We start from the raw sequence: 18,416 nt of genomic DNA, 5'->3' as shown, positions 1-18,416 counted from the left end.
GCGGTGTCCAGGGAACCCTGGACACCGCGCACCGTCATCCGCCGTCCGGCCCGAGACCCGAGGGACGGGGCCCAAGGCCCGATCTACGGGGCGGTGCCACGGTCAGCGGTGATCGCTCACCCGAACCACCCGCAGTCCCGGCGACGCCAGGATGTCCTTCTCGCAGAACCGCGACGTCACCCAGCGCCCGTCCGAGAACAGCCGCGTCTGATCGCTGAAGTGCCGCGAGTCCGGGTTCGAGGACTGGGAGTACGTCAGCAGAGTGCGGGCGACCGGACAGCGGCCGCCGTCCCAGCCGACGGCCTGGATGTACGAGGACCCGGTGACGACCTCCGTGTATCCGCCGGCCGCCGGGCTCCACGGCATCTCCACCTTGTTCCACACACCCAGCGACTCCGTGCCGCCCGGCACGGGGACGCGCTCACCACCGCGTACGACGAACTGGTGGGAGCCGAGCCGCGCGTCCAGCGCCACCCCCGCCGCCCGGAGCTCCGTCACCGTGTCCGCGAGGGCCGTGGCGAAGCCCGGCGCGGAGGTGTCGAGCGTGTTCGGGGTGCGGACCGGGTCCGCCGCCGAGAAGGGGACCTTCCACAGCTGCGCGGGCGGTACCGCGGCCGTCAGCCTCCGCCAGAACCGGTCGAAGAGCAGCGCGCCCCGGCTGCCGGTGTCCGTCGAGTGGTCCCAGGCCCGCAGCACACCACAAGCCTCGGTCACGTCGACGGCCCTGCCGTCGCCGCCCGTCGCCGTGCCACCGGGCAGCGCGGCGCAGGCGCGCGCCGCGTCGTCCGCGACGAGATCACCCGCGGGCACCCGGTTCGCGAACTGCTGCGCCTGAAGATCCCGTACGGTCAGCCGCCCCCGCGCGGCCATCGCGGCCACGTCCTCGACGGCTCCGCGCGTCCGCATCGACCTCTGCGTGCCGATCGTGCCGAACACCCGCTCGTACCCGGTCAGCGGTTGGCCGGCGTTGGCCAGCCAGGCGCTGTCGTTGGAATTCTCCGCGTACGGCGCGTCCTTGAGCACCGGCATCCTCGCCGGTCCGAAGATGCCCGACTGCACGGCGTCGGGATCACTGCCGAGCGCGCAGTCGCCGCGCGACCCGTCCAGCACGGCGACCCCGGACGAGGGGTACGTGACCTTGCCCAGAGGCGTCGAACAGCGCTGCGCCAGTTCGTCGGTGATGCGCGGGAGCACCTGCGACTGCGTGAACAGCGAGTGACCGTGCGAGTCGGCGGCGACCGTGTTCACCCACGGCAGCCCCTGCGTCCGCCTGAGGGCCGCGAGGACGCCGTCCGTGTCGCGGGCCTTGCTGAAGCCGAGCGCGGTGTCCGAGGCGCGGAGGTTGGCGGCGTTCGGGTCGTTGAGCGCGTACGCCGTCGTGGTCGTCCACGGCAGCGGCAGTTGGGCCCCGAGCGTGCTGATGACCGGACCGTACCGGGTCCACCACTGGGTACGCGTCACCGGCGCGCCGTCCCGCACCTCGACGGTGACGGTGCGCCGCGTCATCCGCTCCGGCCTGCCGTCCACCAGATACGTCGTCGGATCGGCCGGATCGAGCGTCAGCTGATGGAGGTTGAGCGTGACGCCCGTGGCGACGGTGTGGCTCCAGGCCACCCGTGCGGTGTGACCGATGGATATCGTCGCGGTGCCGAGCAGCGCGCCGCCCTGGACGTTCAGCTCGCCGGGGATCGTCTGCTGCGCCTGCCAGAAGCGACGGCCGCCCTGCCAGGGATAGTGCGGATTGCCGAGCAGCAGGCCACGTCCGTTCGCGGTCGAGGCACCGCTGAAGGCGACGGCGTTGGACCCCATGTCCGCCGTGTCGAACAGTTCCCGCGCGGCGGCGGCCGTGCGCCTCGCGTCGGGCACGCCGGTGACAGCCGTCGCCGTCGCCGTCGGTGGCTGCGCCGCCGCGATGCCGTCGACACCGCGGCCCTGGCCGCCGAGCACCGCCAGCGCGAACCCGCGCGCGGCGACGTCCACCTGGGTCACCGGGCGGACCCAGGAAGCTCCGCGGCACGCCGGATCGGTGACGCGGTTCCGCGCCAGCCACGCGTTGTAGCCGGCCGCCCAGCCCCGCATCAGGTCCTTGACATCACGGCCGGGCCCCCGGGGCGCGGGCTCGGCGAGCAGCTTCTCGACCGTGCCCGCCTCCCGCACACCGCGGAAGTACAGATCGCTGGAGAGGTTCTTGGCCGCCGAGGACAGGGAACCGTCCGGCGCCGCGCCGGACCCGAAGAAGCGGGACCGCTCGCCGCGCAGGGTCACGAATCCGTCGGCGAGGGTGCACACCTGGTCGGCGGCCTGTGCCCAGCCGGTGCCGAAGCCGAGGTTCGCGTAGTCCTTGGCGACGATGTGCGGAATGCCGTACTCGGTGTAGCGGATCACGGCTGACAGCCCGCCGTGCGAGGGGTGTTCCTGCCGGGCCTGTCGCTCCGCCGCGGCCGCGGGCAGCGTGGCCGCGGCGGTGAGCAGGGCGACGGCCGCGACGACGAGCCGTCTCCTACGGATGCGCATCGTGCCTCCCAACATCATTGGGGGAAGGGGCGGTTGAGCGTACCAACGGGTATGTGCGCTGTCGGTACGACTGTTCGACCTCAGTGCGGTGACTTGACCTCCCCGGTCCCTGGACCGAGGATCACGTGACATGACGCCTGGACATGGCAGTACGGTTGACGGGGTGCTGCGGCGCAGTGCCCGGCGCACACCCGCGCGGCGCGCGGTCGACTACCGCGAGCGTTCCTGGACGTACGCGGAACTCGACGAGGCCGTCTCCCGCGCGGCGACCGTCCTCCTCGACGAGGGGCTGGCCCCCGGCGACCGCGTCGGCGCCTACGGCCACAACTCGGACGCCTACCTGATCGGCTTCCTCGCCTGCGCCCGCGCGGGACTCGTCCATGTGCCGGTCAACCAGAACCTGACCGGCGACGACCTCGCCTACATCGTCGGCCAGTCGGGAAGCACCCTCGTCCTGGCCGACCCCGACCTCGCCGACCGGCTCCCGGACGGCGTACGGACCCTGCCGCTGCGCGACGCCGACGACTCGCTCCTCGCGCGGATGGACACGGCACTCCCGTACGACGGTGAGGAGCCGCGGGGCGACACGCTCGTGCAGCTGCTCTACACGTCGGGCACCACCGCTCTGCCCAAGGGCGCGATGATGACGCACCGCGCCCTGGTGCACGAGTACCTGAGCGCGATCACCGCTCTCGATCTGAGTGCCGGGGACCTGCCGGTCCATTCGCTGCCGCTCTACCACTCGGCGCAGATGCACGTGTTCCTGCTGCCCTATCTCGCGATCGGCGCCTCGAACACCATCCTCGACTCGCCGGACGCGGGTCAGCTCTTCGACCTCATCGAGGCGGGCCGCGCGGACAGCCTCTTCGCGCCGCCCACCGTGTGGATCGGTCTGTCGAACCGCCCCGACTTCGCCGACCGTGACCTGAGCGGCCTGCGCAAGGCCTACTACGGGGCGTCGATCATGCCGGTCCCCGTCCTGGAGCGGCTGCGCGAACGGCTGCCGAAACTGGCCTTCTACAACTGCTTCGGCCAGAGCGAGATCGGCCCCCTGGCCACCGTCCTCGGGCCCGACGAGCACAAGGGCCGCATGGACTCGTGCGGACGCCCGGTGCTGTTCGTCGACGCACGGGTGGTCGACGAGGACGGCAAGGACGTGCCCGACGGCACACCGGGCGAAGTCGTCTACCGCTCACCGCAGTTGTGCGAGGGCTACTGGGACAAGCCGCAGGAGACGGCCGAGGCGTTCCGTGACGGCTGGTTCCACTCGGGGGACCTCGCCGTGCGCGACGCCCACGGGTACTTCACCGTCGTGGACCGGGTCAAGGACGTCATCAACTCCGGTGGCGTCCTGGTCGCTTCACGGCAGGTGGAGGACGCGCTGTACACCCACGAGCAGGTCGCCGAGGTGGCCGTCGTCGGGCTCCCCGACGAGCGCTGGATCGAGGCCGTCACCGCTGTCGTCGTCCCGCGCGGTGAGGTCACCGAGGACGAACTGATCGCCCACGCACGCGAGAAGCTCGCCCACTTCAAGGCGCCCAAGCGCGTCCTGTTCGTGGACGAGCTGCCCCGCAACGCCAGCGGCAAGATCCTGAAGCGGGAGCTGAGGGACCGGTTCGGCGAGGCCTAGCGGACGCCGGCCGTCGCGGCCTCGCTCCAACAGGGAGACGCGCGGGGCCGGTTCGGCGTCGGGTCGAGGCCCGGGGCCTGGCGCACTTGTGGCCGTGGCCGGTCAGGGGCGCGGGCGCAGGTCCACGATCCGCTTGAGCTTGCCCACCGAGCGCTCCAGCGACTCCGGTTCGACGATCTCCACCGTGACCGAGACGCCGATCCCGTCCTTGATCCCCGCGGTGATCGCCCGAGCCGCCGCCTCCCGTGTCTCGGGCGTGGCGCCGGACCGCGCCTCGGCCCGAACCGTGAGAGCGTCGAGACGGCCCTCACGGGTCAGCCGGAGCTGGAAGTGCGGGGCGACCCCCGGCGTCCGCAGCACGATCTCCTCGATCTGCGTCGGGAAGAGATTGACCCCCCGCAGGATCACCATGTCGTCACTGCGCCCGGTGATCTTCTCCATCCGGCGGAAGACCCGCGCCGTGCCGGGCAGCAGTCGCGTCAAGTCCCGTGTCCGGTAACGGATCACGGGCATGGCCTCCTTGGTGAGCGAGGTGAACACCAGCTCGCCCTCCGCACCGTCCGGCAGCACCTCACCGGTGATGGGGTCGACGACCTCCGGGTAGAAGTGGTCCTCCCAGATGTGCAGACCGTCCTTGGTCTCCAGGCACTCCTGGGCGACACCCGGGCCGATCACCTCCGAGAGGCCGTATATGTCCACCGCGTCGATCGCGAACCGCTCCTCGATCTCGCGGCGCATCTCCTCGGTCCACGGCTCGGCCCCGAAGACGCCGACCCGCAGGGAGGTGCCGCGCGGGTCGACGCCCTGCCGCTCGAACTCGTCGAGCAGGGTCAGCATGTACGAGGGGGTCACCATGATGATCTCGGGCTTCAGGTCCTGGATCAGCTGGACCTGACGCGCCGTCATGCCGCCGGACGCGGGGATCACCGTACAGCCGAGCCGTTCGGCGCCGTAGTGGGCGCCGAGTCCGCCCGTGAACAGCCCGTAACCGTAGGCGATATGGACCTTGTCGCCGGGCCGGCCGCCCGCCGCGCGGATCGAACGGGCCACCATGTCGGCCCACATGGACAGGTCGTTCTCCGTGTAGCCGACGACGGTGGGGCGCCCGGTCGTCCCGCTCGACGCGTGGATGCGCCGGATCCGGTCCTGCGGCACGGCGAACATTCCGTACGGGTAGTTCTCGCGCAGATCCGCCTTCGTCGTGAAGGGGAACCGCGCCAGGTCGGCGAGCGAGCGGCAGTCGTCCGGGCGCAGCCCGGCCTTGTCGAAGGACTCCCGGTAGAAGGGAACGTTCTCGTACGCGTGGCGCAGCGAGGTGCGCAGCCGCTCCAGCTGGAGGGCCCGCAATCCCTCCGCGTCGAGCCGCTCGCCCGCGTCGAGCAGGTCCTTCGAGTCCGTCGAGCCCGCCATCGCGACTTCTCCTTCGCCAACCGTGCGATTCCGGACGACCGATCATTCGGTCGTGCTGGTCCGGATCAGTAATTCAGGTGTCCAGCGTCAGTGCAAGGGGTCGACGCCGCTTTTTGCGGAGGGAGAGCGGGGGCGAGCGGGAGTGTGGTGGGTGTGTGAGTGCGGAGCGCGGGGGAGGGCTCAGGGCGGTGGACCTGCGACGGGCGGTGGGCGTGCGACGGCAGGCACCGTGGCTCGGTGAGCCTGTGCGGCCGGGTCCGCCGCGTCGGTCGCGTCGGTCGCCGCGGGCCCCGCAGGTGTCGGTCGCCCCGGGGTCGGGATGACGGTCAGCGCACCAAGGCGGGGCGTTTGGCGTCGAACTCCCACCCGGGGACGAGGTGGCGCATCCCGACGGCGTCGTCGCGGGCGCCGAGCGCCTCCTTCAGGTACAGCTCGTGCGCCGCCAGCAGCCGGTCCATGTCCAGCTGGACGCCGAGGCCGGGGGCGTCCGGAAGCGCGATCTCGCCGTCGACGATGCGCGGCGGGGCGACCGTGAGCCGCTCCAGACCCTCCTGCCAGATCCAGTGGGTGTCGAGGGCGTTGTACGCGCCCGGTGCCGCGGCTCCGCAGTGGGTGACCATGGCGAGCGAGATGTCGAAGTGGTTGTTCGAGTGGCAGCCCCAGGTCAGGCCCATCGCGTTGCACAGCTGGGCCACGCGCACCGAACCCCGCATGGTCCAGAAGTGCGGGTCGGCCAGCGGGATGGAGACCGACTGGAGGGCCAGGGCGTGGGTCAGCTGCCGCCAGTCCGTGGCGATCATGTTCGTCGCCGTCGGCAGCCCCGTCGCCCGGCGGAACTCGGCCAGGATCTCGCGCCCCGAGTAGCCGTCCTCGGCGCCGCAGGGGTCCTCGGCGTAGGCGAGCGTGCCGACCAGCGGCTCGCACAGCTCGATCGCCTCTCGCAGCGACCAGGCACCATTGGGGTCGAGCGTGATCCGGGCCTCGGGGAAGCGGTCCTTCAGCGCGCGTACGGCCCGTACCTCCTCGGCGCCTTCCAGGACACCGCCCTTCAGCTTGAAGTCCTGGAAGCCGTACAGATCGTGGGCGGCCTCCGCCTGCCGGACGATCGCGCCGGGCGTGAGGGCCTCCTCGTGCCGCAGGCGGTACCAGTCCACGTCCGAGTCGCTCTCCCGGGCGTACGCCAGGTCTGTGCGGTCCGGGTCGCCGACGTAGAAGAGATAGCCCAGCACCCGTACACGATCGCGTTGGAGGCCGTCGCCGAGGAGGGCGGCGACCGGCACGTCGAGATGCTGGCCGAGCAGGTCGAGGAGGGCTGACTCGACGGCGGTGACGGCATGGACCGTCGTCCGCAGGTCGAAGGTCTGGGCGCCGCGCCCGCCCGCGTCGCGGTCGCCGAAGCGGTCCCCGATCCCGCGCAGGACGCGCTGGTAGTCGCCCACCTTCGCGCCGAGGACGAGGGGCTCCGCGTCGCGCAGCGTCCGGGTGATCTTCTCCCCGCCGGGTACCTCGCCGAGTCCGGTCCGCCCCTCGGAGTCCTTGAGGACGACGACGTTGCGGGTGAAGTAGGGGCCATGGGCGCCCGACAGGTTCAGTTCCATGCAGTCCCGTCCCGCGACCGGGTAGACGGAGAACTCGGTGATCGTCGGTTGCTGGCTCATCATCAGAATCCTTGTGTACGAGGGTGACCGAGGCCGGTGATCACAGGATGACGGCGACGGGCCGGGCGGGCGGACGGACCGCCCCGAACCGCTCGGGACCGTCCCCCGCGCGCTTCAGGCGGGTCGGCGCGTGGCTCCGACGAGCGCCAGCCCGGTGTCGAGAATGTGCTCCAGGGCGGCGAGATCGGCCGGGCCGGGATCGGTGAGCGGCGCGCGCACCGGGCCGACCGGAAGGCCCCGCAGCCGGGCCGCGGCCTTGACCAGCGAGACCGCGTAGCCGGGCACCCGGTCGCGCAGTTCGACGAGCGGGACGTAGAAGTCCCGCAGCAGCTTGGTCACGGTCGTCTCGCCGCCGGCCCGCAGTGCGGCGAAGCAGGCGTCGGCGATCTCGGGAGCGAAGGCGTGGACGGCCGACGAATAGGCGGGGACGCCCACGGTGGCGTACGCGCGGGCCTGGATCTCGGCCGTGGCGGCTCCGTTGAAGAACAGGAAGCCGTCGGGCGCGGCGAGTGTCAGGCGCTGGAGCCGGTCGAGGTCGCTGTGCCCGTCCTTGAGCCCGATGACGGTGGGGATCTCCGCGATGGCGCGCAGCCCCTCGGGGGTGAAGACGACCGGACCGCGCTGGTACGCGATGAGCGGCAGCCGCGTACCTGCGGCGATCCGGCGCAGCTGCTCGACCAGGCCGCTCTCGGGGGCCTCGACGAGATAGTGGGGCAGCACCAGGAGGGCGTCCGCGCCGGCCTCCTCCGCGATCCGGGCGAACCGCAGCGCCTGCGCCCATCCGTAGCCGACGCCCGCGACCACGGGCAGTCGGCCGTCGGCGATCTCGACGGTCGCGGTGACGACCGTGCGGTACTCGTCCTCGTCCAGCGCGCTGAATTCGCCGGTCCCGCAGGCGGGGAACACGGCACCAGGCGCCGTGGCCAACTGGGCGGCCAGATAGGCCCGGTAGGAGTCCGGATCGAGGTCGCCGTCCTCCGTGAAGCTCGTGAGCGGGAACGACAGCACCCCGCTCGCCATGCCGTCCCGCAGCCGCTCGACCACGCGCTCGTGCTCCGCGCTGAACCCCGCCATGAGTCTCATCCCTATATGCAGATGCTGTCTATGTATGCGAACACAGATTAAGTTCGTGAACCCCCGGGGGTCAATGGATGGGGCGACGCGGTTTCAGGACGGGCGCATGCGGGAGCGCGCGCCCGTCGTGATCCGTCTGCGACGCCTGAATCCGGCTGCCGGCCGCTAGTTCTTCTGCAGGGTGCGGGTCACACCCGCGATGACGGCGGTCGTCAGCACCCAGCCGACTGCGATCAGCAGATAGGCCAGCCACTGGAGGCTGTCGTTGGGCCAGGACCAGGCCGTGCGCTGACCCAGGCCACCGAAGGGGACCAGGAGGTCGAGCGTGTAGATGAGGGGCTGGAATCGGGCACCTTCGCCCCGCTGGACCGGGTCGGGGGAGCCGGCGCCGAAGGACAGTGTGCCCAGCAAGGCCAGCGCGAGGAGCCAGATGCCGGCCAGCCAGGGACGGTAGCCGTAGCCGACGGTCACGTCGAGCAGATGCCCCCACGCGCGCGATGCCCGGGGCAGGGTCCGACGCCGGTGGCGCTGTTTGGCCAGGAGCACGCGACGGGCGTCATCGTCGTGGCCGGCCTTCCGGTACCAGCTCGCCAACTGCTCGTAGGGCTGGGGGTTGTAGCCCGAGCCGCGCCGTATCCACGCCACACGGTGCGCCACGGAGTCCCGCCGCCCCACCGCCTCCCGCCGCTCGCCCGCCTCGTCCACCTTGATGGAGGCGTAGAGGAAGCCGTCCAGTTCCACCACGTCCGGCCAGCTGTGTGCGCTGTCGTGGAGGTAGGAAACCTGCGCGCCCCGCAGGTCCACGGCTCCGGACGGTGGCCGGGCGAGGGTGAAGTCGAAGTCGACGGCTTGCATCAGCAGGGCGACCAGCGACGGGCCGTGGCCGTCGGGCGGCCCGTTCAGGACGGCTCCTTCGAAGGTCAGGTTGTCCGAGACGCGGGTACCCCGCAGCCGTACGGTCCCGTTCGCGGTGAACCCGTCGGAGAAGTCGAGCGTCGAGGCGACGGCATTGTCCAGGGCGAGTGCCACTCCATGCCGGCCGGGGTGTTCCAGCAGCGCGCCTCGCATGTGCAGTCCGCCGGGCAACTGAGCGCCCATGAGCCGGACTTCACCGTGCGCGACGAATTCGTCGACGCAGTAGAGGCCACCCTCCGCGACCAGTCCGCCGGCTGACACCGCCCACTCCTCCGGTGCGATGACCTCAGCGCCGTTGAGGTTCACGGCACCGCTCACGTGGGCGTTGATCAGCGACAAGGCGGTGACCCTGCGGTGAAGGGGCGAGGGAGGACCGCATTCCAGACGAGAGCGCCGCAGGTCCAAGCGCCCCTCGATACGGATCAAGCCGGCTTCCACGCCCGGCACTCGACTGCCCACGACCGCGATCGACTTCGCTGACGCTCCGGAGAGGTCCACCCGCTCCGCGAACCAGCAGTCCTCGATCCAGAGGGCGTGAGCGATCTGCGCTCCGGCCAAGCCGAGGTGACCCGATATGCGGGCCCCGGCGAGCCTCAGACACGCGACGGCGCCCGGTTGTGTGGTGTTCGCGCCCAGGAGGAGCGCCGCGATCACGGCTGCCCGAACCGTCCTGTCGGGGCCCCACTGCACCCCACCGTCGACACGGTCGTCCTCGGGCACACCCGTGCGCAGGTCCACAAGGCGTCCCTCGGGAAACGCGTCCCACAGCTCACGCTCCGGTGAAGTCAAGTCGTCATAGGAGAGCACCCACGAAGAGTAGTGATCTTCCTTCGCGCTCGTCCCGCCTCGCCGTACGCGGATCGGAGCGCGGTCCGTTCCGTCGAATCCGTCAGGAGGTCCCGGGCCGGGTGCCACCAGGGTGCGGCGGGCTGTGGAGGGGTGCGGCGGGCCCGCGGCCGTGGAGGCCGCGGGCACCGCCGATGCCGCGTCGGGGCCGGGGCTTTGGCTGCTCGGGAGAAGGACGCCCGGCAGGTCGGTGACGGCGCCCGGCCGGCCGCGGGGCGGTCAGGGTGCCGAAGTCGGCGCGGCGGAGCCGGGGTTCGGGCCGTACGCCGTCATGAAGCGGTCGCGGAAGGTGTCCATGCGCCACTCCGGCGCGTTCTTGGCGGGCTTGAGGCCGTCCGTCCAGCCCCAGTCGGAGATCCTGTCCAGCACCTTCGGGTCCTTCGCGACGATCGCGACGGGCACATCCCGGCTCGTGCTTCCGGCCGTGACGGTCGGTACGGGCTGGTGGTCGCCGAGGAAGACGAGCACGGTGTTCTTGTCGCCGTACTTCTCGACGTACTCGGTAAGGCTGTGCAGCGAGTACTCGATGGCGTTCCGGTACTCCCTGCGTACGCTCTCCGGGTTCTTCCAGACCTCCTTGGGGTCCTTGCCCTCCTTCTTGATCTGGTTGTAGACCGAGCCGTCGCCGAGGTCGTTCCAGTCGATCATGTGGGCGATCGGCGCCCAGGGGTTGTGGCTGGAGGCGAGGATGATCTCGGCCATCATCGGCTTGCGGTTCTTCTTGCCGTGCTCCAGGCGTTCGAAGGCCCCCAGGCTGAACTGGTCGGGCACGGGCGTCCAGCTGAAGTACGGGCCGTTGTAGCCGAGGTGCTCGGAGTCGTAGATGCGGTCGAGGCCGAAGAACTTGCCCTCCGGCCATGCGCGGCGGACACCCGGCACGATGCCGACGGTGTCCCAGGCGCCGGTCTTCTGGAAGTACTTCGAGAGCGTGTTGCGGTCGCTCGTGGTCAGACTCCGGTAACGCTGCTGGTTCTTGATCCACAGCCCGGAGAGGAAGGTGGAGTGGGCCAGCCAGCTGCCGGCGCCCGTCACGGGCGAGCGCAGCCAGCCGCTGCGTGAGGCGAATCCGGCCGCCTTCAGCGAGCTGGTCCCCTCGGCGAGGACCGAGCCGATCTCCTGGGACATCGCCGGGTCGTCGATGGCCGTACGTCCGTAGCTCTCGATGAAGGTGAACAGGACGTCCTTGCCGCGCAGTCCGGTCAGCAGCTGATCGGAGGGGGTGTCGGCGAAGGCGTCGACGGACGCCTGCTTCGCGAAGATCTGGCCGTCGTGGAGGCTCGCCTGCACCTGGTCCACCCGGTTCTGGACGATCGTGGCGTTCAGCTGGGATGCCACGGGTACGTCGGTGAACTGCACGCCGAGCGTCACACAGGTGATCCAGGCGGTGCCGAGGACCAGGGTGGTGCGGGTGGCGACGGGCCGGTGGCGAACCATGACGTCGGTCAGCCGTGCGACCGCGAGCGTCATGAGGACGAGCAGGGCGATGACGAGCACGACGACCGCGATCAGGGCGAAGATCTCACCGGAGCGGCCGAACGACTCCTTCACCCAGTCCGCGGCGTTCTCGAACAGGATCCAGTCCAGGACCAGGTCGAACGGCCGGGCCATGACCGAGTAGAACCCCATGTCGACGAACTTGAGGATGGTCACCAGGCCGAGCAGCGCTCCCACGACGTACGACGTGATGCGCCGCGGCTTCGGCGGCAGCGCCAGCAGCAGGGCCGCGAGGAGGACACCCTCCGCCGGGATGCGCACGAAGGCGCCGAATTCGAGGCGTTCGAGCTTGTTCGGTACAAGGAGGCCGAAGAGCACGAGTGCGGCGGCGAGGACCGTCGTCCCGACGGTCACGGTCCGCGCCGCACGGGGGTACTTGGCCAGCCGCCCCCGCAGGCCGCCCCGCTGACCTGCGGCCTTCTCGGGGATGCCGACGCTCCCGTCGGTATCGGTATCGGTATCGGCATCGGCATCGGTATCGGCCTTCTCCGAGCGGCCGTCGCCCCCGTCGGCATCAGCTGGCGCAGCCGTGTCGGCATCCGCGTCCGCGCCCACGGTCTCGTCCGATTGCGGGGCGTCCGCACCCGCGGTCCCATCGGTTTCCGGGGTGTCCGTACCCACGGTGCCGTCGGTTTCGGTGTCCTCCGTACCCACGGTGCCGTCGGTTTCCGTGTCGTCCGTTCGCGCGGCCGTGTCGGCTTCCGGGGTGGCCGGGCCGGGCGCCGGTCCGGTCTCGGGCTCCGCATCAGAGGGCGTTCCCGTCGCCTTGACGGCGTCCGGATGCGGCTCCGTCTCCCTCTCCGGTTGTTCCGGCAGTTGACTGGAGCGCGTGATGTGCGACACGCCGATGGTCCTTCCGTACGAAGCCCCGCGATGACACGACGGACACGCCCCGGGGCAAGGCAGGTGTGCCATCATCCGTACGGCTGATCTTCACCCATCGTTCAGCCGCGAGGGTCAATCGCGGGCAAAGAGTACGCCGGGCGACGAGTGTTCCGCTCAGTGCGTCGCGTTCGCGGCGACCGACCGGGCCCAGCGGTAGTCCGCCTTGCCGCTCGGGGAACGCTGGATGGAGTCGGCGATGACGAGCCGGCGCGGGATCTTGTAGCCCGCGAGGTGGGTGCGGCAGTGCGTCTGGATGTCGTCGAGCGACGGCGACGGCGCGCCTTCCCGGAGCTGGACGACGGCCGCCACGTGGTTGCCCCACTTGGGGTCGGGCACTCCGGCGACCAGCGCGTCGTACACGTCCGGATGCGACTTGAGGGCCTGTTCGACCTCTTCGGGGTAGACCTTCTCGCCGCCGGTGTTGATGCACTGCGAGCCGCGGCCGAGGACGGTGACGATCCCCTCCTCGTCGACCGTGGCCATGTCTCCGAGGAGCACCCAGCGCTCGTCGCCCTTCTGGAAGAAGGTCTCGGCGGTCTTCTTGGGGTCGTTGTAGTAGCCGAGGGGTACGTGGCCGCGCTGCGCGACCCGCCCCGGCTCGCCGACCGCCACCGGCTCGTGGGTGACCGGATCCACCACCTGCGTACGGGAGTTCACCCGGATTCGGAAGCCTCGCTCGGGGCCGGAATCAGCGGTCGCGGTCCCGTTGAAGCCGGACTCCGAGGAGCCGAAGTTGTTGAGCAGCATCACGTTCGGGACGAGCGCCTGGAACTGTTCGCGCACGGTGTCCGACATGATCGCGCCGGACGAGGACACGCTGAACAGGGCGGAACAGTCCGTGCCCTTCAAGGGACCGTTCAGCGCGTCGATCAGTGGTCGCAGCATCGCGTCGCCGACCAGCGACACGCTGGTCACCTGCTCCTTCTCGATCGTCCGCAGGACCTCCTCGGGCGCGAACTTGCGGTGGATGACCACACGTTGGCCGAAGTTGAAGGCGATGAACGCGGTGAGCGTCGAGGTGCCGTGCATCAGCGGGGGAGTGGGGAAGAAGGTGATCCCCGCCCCGCCGGCCGCGACGCGCTCGGCGAGCTCCTCCGGCCGCGTGACCGGATCGCCGGTCGGCGCGCCCCCGCCCAGGCCGGCGAAGAACAGGTCCTCCTGCCGCCACATCACTCCCTTGGGCATCCCCGTCGTGCCGCCGGTGTAGATGATGAACTGGTCGTCGGCGGAACGTGCGGAGAAGCCGCGCCCGGACGCGCCCGACGTCTCGGCGTCGGCGAAATCCACCACGTCCGGCGCGACCGCTCCCGACGCCGGGGTGCCCACCCGGACGAGGTGCCGCAGCCGCGGGGCGCGTGGCCGCGCCGCCGCCACCCGCTCGGTGAACTCCGCGTCGAAGACCAGTGCCGCCAGATCCGCGTCCTGGTAGAGGTAGGCCAACTCTTCTTCCACATAGCGGTAGTTGACGTTGACCGGTACGAGACGCGCCTTCAGGCAGGCCAGCACGGTCTGGACGTACTCGATGCCGTTGTAGAGGTGGAGGCCGAGGTGCTCGCCCGGGCGGATCCCGCTGTCGATCAGGTGGTGCGCGACGCGGTTCGCCGCCGCGTCCAGCTGGGCGTACGTCAGGCGGCGCTCCGCGCCCGTGCCGGGGTGGTCGATGTACACGAGTGCCTCGCGGTCCGGGACCACGTCGACGACCGACTCGAACAGGTCGGCAAGGTTGTACTCCACCGTTCCTCCTGACCGTGCACGTCCGTGGCCGGGCGCCCCGGGGCGTGTCCGCCCCGGGCCCGACGGTCATCAGAGCAAAGCCCGACCCAACTGGGAAGGGCCCCGGCACAAGAAATCTGACTGTCTGTCAGAAAACCCTTGTACTGGCTCGACGCCTCCTGCAACCTGTTCTCGTTCCTGAGACGGGAGGACGGCAATGGGTGGAACGGAACACCTCACCGTGCAGCGCGAAGGCGCCACACTGGTGCTCACGCTCAACAGGCCCGAGGCCAAGAACGCGCTCTCGCTGCCGATGCTGGTCGGTCTGTACGACGGCTGGGTCGAGGCCGACGAGGACGACGCGATCCGCTCGATCGTGCTCACCGGCGCGGGCGGTGCCTTCTGCGCCGGGATGGACCTCAAGGCGCTGGCCGGAAAGGGCATGGAGGGCGAGCAGTACCGGGACCGGCTCAAGGCCGACCCCGATCTGCACTGGAAGGCCATGCTGCGCCACCACCGCCCCCGCAAACCGGTGATCGCGGCCGTCGAGGGGTACTGCGTCGCGGGCGGCACCGAGATCCTCCAGGGCACCGACATCCGGGTCGCCGGAGCCTCCGCGACCTTCGGGCTCTTCGAGGTCAGGCGCGGACTCTTCCCGATCGGTGGCTCGACGGTCCGGCTGCAACGCCAGATCCCGCGCACCCACGCCCTCGAAATGCTCCTCACGGGACGCCCGTACTCCGCCGAAGAGGCCGCGGGGATCGGCCTGATCGGCCATGTCGTGCCCGACGGCACCGCGCTCGACAAGGCCCTCGCCGTCGCCGAGCAGATCAACGACTGCGGCCCGCTCGCCGTCGAGGCCGTCAAGGCGTCCGTCTACGAGACCGCCGAACTGACCGAGACCGACGGCCTGGCAGCCGAACTGCGGCGCGGCTGGCCGGTCTTCGACACCGCCGACGCCAAGGAGGGCTCCCGGGCCTTCGCCGAGAAGCGCCCGCCGGTCTACCGGCGCGCCTGACCCACGTGCCCGCGCCCGGACGTGTCCGACCCGCTCCGCGGACGCGGCGCGTCCGGCCCTCGGAAGGAGAGATCCGGGATGCCCGAAGTCCTCAAAGCCCCCCTCGTCGTCGAATTCCCCTTCACCCGCTCGCTCGGACCCGTGCAGAGCGCCTTCCTCACGGGCCTGCGCGAGCAGGTCGTCCTCGGGGTACGGACCGCCGACGGCCGCACACTCGTCCCGCCCGTCGAGTACGACCCCGTCACCGCCGAGGAGATACGCGACCTCGTCGAGGTCGCCCCCACCGGGACCGTCACGACCTGGGCCTGGAACCACGAACCCCGCCGCGGCCAGCCCCTCGACACACCCTTCGCCTGGGTCCTGGTCCAGCTCGACGGAGCCGACACCGGCCTGCTGCACGCCCTCGACGCCCCCGGCCCCGACGCCGTTCGCACCGGGATGCGCGTCCGCGTCCGCTGGGCCCGCGAACGCTCCGGCGCGATCACCGACATCGCCTGCTTCGAGCCCCACGACGGCGCGGTGGGCGAACTCACGGGCCACGACGGCCGGTTCGAGGACATGGTCACCGGAATCGTCGCCCCCGCACGGCTCGACTACGTCTACTCGCCGGGCCGCGCCCAGTCCGCCTACATCGCGAGCCTCGCCGGGCGGCGGACCGTCGGCGAACGCTGCCCGTCCTGCCACAAGGTGTACGTCCCGCCCAAGGGAGCGTGCCCCACCTGCGGCGTGGCCACCTCCGAACAGGTCGAGGTCGGACCGCGCGGCACCGTCACCACGTACTGCATCGTCAACATCAAGGCGAAGAACGTCGACATCGAAGTGCCCTACGTCTACGCGCACATCGCCCTCGACGGAGCCGGCCTCGCGCTGCACGGCCGGATCGGCGGCATCCCCTACGACGAGGTCCGGATGGGCCTGCGCGTGGAGCCCGTGTGGACGGAGGGCGGCCGCCATCCGGACCACTACCGGCCCACCGGGGAACCCGACGCGGACTACGAGACGTACAAGGAGATGCTGTAGATGCGGCCCATCAGGGACATCGCCGTCGTCGCGTTCGGGCAGACCGATCACCGGCGCACCTCCGACGAGCTCTCCGAGGTCGAGATGCTCATCCCGGTCCTGCACGGCGTCCTCGACCGGACGGGCCTGCAGACCAGCGACATCGGCTTCACCTGCTCCGGCTCCACGGACTACCTCGCGGGCCGCGCCTTCTCCTTCACCATGGCGCTCGACGGCGTCGGCGCCTGGCCGCCGATCTCCGAGTCGCACGTCGAGATGGACGGCGCCTGGGCGCTGTACGAGGCGTGGACCAAACTGCTGACCGGCGACGCCGACACCGCGCTCGTGTACGCCTACGGCAAGTCGTCGCCCGGTTCCGTGCGCGACGTGCTGACCCGGCAGCTGGACCCGTACTACCTGGCCCCGCTGTGGCCCGACTCGGTCGCCCTCGCCGCGCTCCAGGCACAGGCGCTCATCGACGCTGGCGACACCGACGAACTGGCGCTCGCCTCGGTCGCCGCCCGCAGCCGCGCCTCTGCGACGGCCAACACCCATGCCCAGCTGAGGGGTTCGGTGCCGCAGGGCGACTATCTCGTACGCCCCCTGCGTACCGGCGACTGCCCGCCCATCGGCGACGGCGCCGCCGCCGTGATCCTCGCCGCGGGCGACCGGGCGCGTGACCTGTGCGAGCGGCCCGCCTGGATCCGGGGCATCGACCACCGCATCGAGGCACACTCGCTCGGCGTCCGCGACCTGACCGATTCGCCGTCCGCCCGACTGGCAGCCGAACGAGCCGGAGCCTTCGAACTCCCCGTCGACACAGCCGAGTTGCACGCCCCCTTCACCTCCCAGGAAGTGATCCTGCGCAAGGCGCTGCGGCTCGACGACAGCGTGTGCGTCAACCCGTCGGGTGGCGCGCTCGCCGCCAACCCGATCATGGCGGCCGGACTCATCCGAATCGGCGAGGCCGCCGCTCGCGTCCACCGCGGGGAGTCCGACCGGGCGCTCGCCCACGCGACCTCGGGCCCCTGCCTCCAACAGAACCTGGTCGCCGTACTCGAAGGGGATGCCCGATGAGCAAGGAGCCCGTGGCCGTCGTAGGCATCGGCCAGACCAAGCACGTGGCGGCGCGGCGGGACGTGTCCATCGCGGGACTCGTCCGCGAGGCCGCGCAACGAGCGCTGGAAGACGCCGAGTTGACGTGGTCCGACATCGACGCCGTGGTCATCGGCAAGGCGCCCGACTTCTTCGAGGGCGTCATGATGCCCGAGCTGTACCTCGCCGACGCGCTCGGCGCCGTCGGCAAACCGATGCTGCGGGTGCACACGGCGGGCTCGGTCGGCGGGTCCACGGCCCTCGTCGCCACGAACCTCGTCGCGGGCCGGGTCCACGGCACCGTCCTGACCCTGGCCTACGAGAAGCAGTCCGAGTCCAACGCCATGTGGGGCCTGTCCCTGCCCATCCCCTTCCAGCAGCCGCTGCTCGCCGGCGCCGGCGGCTTCTTCGCACCGCATGTGCGCGCCTACATGCGGCGCACCGGCGCTCCCGACACCGTCGGCTCGCTCGTCGCGTACAAGGACCGGCGCAACGCGCTGAAGAACCCCTACGCGCACCTCCACGAGCACGACATCACCCTGGAGAAGGTCCAGGCCTCGCCCATGCTGTGGGACCCGATCCGCTACTCGGAGACCTGCCCCTCCTCCGACGGAGCCTGCGCGATGATCCTCACCGACCGCGCGGGAGCGGCCCGTTCACCGCGCCCGCCCGCCTGGCTGCACGGCGGCGCGATGCGCAGCGAACCGACCCTCTTCGCCGGCAAGGACTTCGTGTCCCCGCAGGCCGGCAAGGACTGCGCGGCGGACGTGTACCGCCAGGCGGGCATAGCCGATCCCCGCCGCGACATCGACGCCGTCGAGATGTACGTGCCCTTCTCCTGGTACGAGCCGATGTGGCTGGAGAACCTCGGCTTCGCCGAGGAGGGCGAGGGGTGGAAGCTCACCGAGTCGGGGGTGACCGAACTGGAGGGCGATCTCCCCGTCAACATGTCGGGCGGGGTCCTCTCCACCAATCCGATCGGCGCCTCCGGCATGATCCGCTTCGCCGAAGCGGCACTCCAGGTGCGCGGCCAGGCCGGAGAGCACCAGGTCGACGGGGCTCGCAGGGTGCTCGGCCACGCCTACGGCGGCGGATCCCAGTTCTTCTCCATGTGGCTGGTCGGCGCCGCGCCGCCCGCCTCCTGAGGCCGTCCCCCTCACGTGGC

General features: G+C 70.9%; 12 protein-coding genes. 5 read left to right on the top strand and 7 right to left on the bottom strand.

Going from position 1 to position 18,416, the window contains the following annotated elements:
- Positions 1–102 precede the first annotated feature (102 nt).
- The gene (locus tag ACWD68_RS05180) at positions 103–2,514 is read right to left on the bottom strand and encodes a penicillin acylase family protein (RefSeq protein ID WP_451805111.1); all 2,412 of its coding nucleotides are present in this window, start codon (positions 2,512–2,514) and stop codon (positions 103–105) included.
- Between the two features lie 130 nt (positions 2,515–2,644).
- Between ACWD68_RS05180 and ACWD68_RS05175 the strand changes: the two genes are divergently transcribed.
- Positions 2,645–4,144 (top strand): acyl-CoA synthetase, encoded by a 1,500-nt coding sequence (locus ACWD68_RS05175; RefSeq protein ID WP_451805110.1) that lies wholly within the window; start codon positions 2,645–2,647, stop codon positions 4,142–4,144.
- A 102-nt stretch (positions 4,145–4,246) separates the two neighbouring features.
- On the opposite strand, the gene paaK is transcribed toward ACWD68_RS05175, so the two are convergent.
- The 6 genes from paaK to ACWD68_RS05145 all read right to left on the bottom strand — a co-directional run bounded on the left by paaK (position 4,247) and on the right by ACWD68_RS05145 (position 14,160).
- Positions 4,247–5,554, bottom strand: coding sequence for a phenylacetate--CoA ligase PaaK (gene paaK / locus ACWD68_RS05170; RefSeq protein WP_451805109.1), 1,308 nt, complete (start codon positions 5,552–5,554; stop codon positions 4,247–4,249).
- 326 nt (positions 5,555–5,880) lie between these two features.
- Positions 5,881–7,212: an enolase C-terminal domain-like protein gene (locus ACWD68_RS05165; RefSeq protein WP_451805156.1), complete on the bottom strand. Its 1,332-nt coding sequence runs from the start codon at positions 7,210–7,212 to the stop codon at positions 5,881–5,883.
- A gap of 114 nt (positions 7,213–7,326) precedes the next feature.
- Positions 7,327–8,286, bottom strand: coding sequence for a 5-dehydro-4-deoxyglucarate dehydratase (locus ACWD68_RS05160; RefSeq protein WP_451805108.1), 960 nt, complete (start codon positions 8,284–8,286; stop codon positions 7,327–7,329).
- Positions 8,287–8,451: 165 nt separating this feature from the next.
- Complete coding sequence (locus ACWD68_RS05155; protein WP_451805107.1) at positions 8,452–10,008, bottom strand: oxidoreductase; 1,557 nt, start codon at positions 10,006–10,008, stop codon at positions 8,452–8,454.
- A 258-nt stretch (positions 10,009–10,266) separates the two neighbouring features.
- Entirely contained in the window at positions 10,267–12,384 is a 2,118-nt protein-coding gene (locus ACWD68_RS05150) for a sulfatase (protein ID WP_451805106.1), read from the bottom strand.
- 156 nt (positions 12,385–12,540) lie between these two features.
- The gene (locus ACWD68_RS05145; protein WP_451805105.1) at positions 12,541–14,160 is read right to left on the bottom strand and encodes an acyl-CoA synthetase; all 1,620 of its coding nucleotides are present in this window, start codon (positions 14,158–14,160) and stop codon (positions 12,541–12,543) included.
- Between the two features lie 196 nt (positions 14,161–14,356).
- On the opposite strand from ACWD68_RS05145, the gene ACWD68_RS05140 reads away from it, so the two are divergent.
- The 4 genes from ACWD68_RS05140 to ACWD68_RS05125 all read left to right on the top strand — a co-directional run bounded on the left by ACWD68_RS05140 (position 14,357) and on the right by ACWD68_RS05125 (position 18,396).
- Complete coding sequence (locus tag ACWD68_RS05140) at positions 14,357–15,157, top strand: crotonase/enoyl-CoA hydratase family protein (RefSeq protein WP_451805104.1); 801 nt, start codon at positions 14,357–14,359, stop codon at positions 15,155–15,157.
- A 78-nt stretch (positions 15,158–15,235) separates the two neighbouring features.
- Entirely contained in the window at positions 15,236–16,177 is a 942-nt protein-coding gene (locus tag ACWD68_RS05135) for a Zn-ribbon domain-containing OB-fold protein (RefSeq protein ID WP_451805103.1), read from the top strand.
- A complete protein-coding gene (locus ACWD68_RS05130; protein ID WP_451805102.1) occupies positions 16,178–17,233 on the top strand; it encodes a thiolase domain-containing protein in 1,056 nt (351 codons plus the stop codon).
- A complete protein-coding gene (locus ACWD68_RS05125; protein WP_451805101.1) occupies positions 17,230–18,396 on the top strand; it encodes a thiolase domain-containing protein in 1,167 nt (388 codons plus the stop codon). Before ACWD68_RS05130 ends, ACWD68_RS05125 begins: the two co-directional genes overlap by 4 nt.
- Positions 18,397–18,416 lie beyond the last annotated feature (20 nt).

This window comes from Streptomyces sp. NPDC005141 (assembly GCF_053599975.1).
Note: the sequence above shows the minus strand (reverse complement) of the source record. Positions and strands in the feature narration are given on the sequence as shown.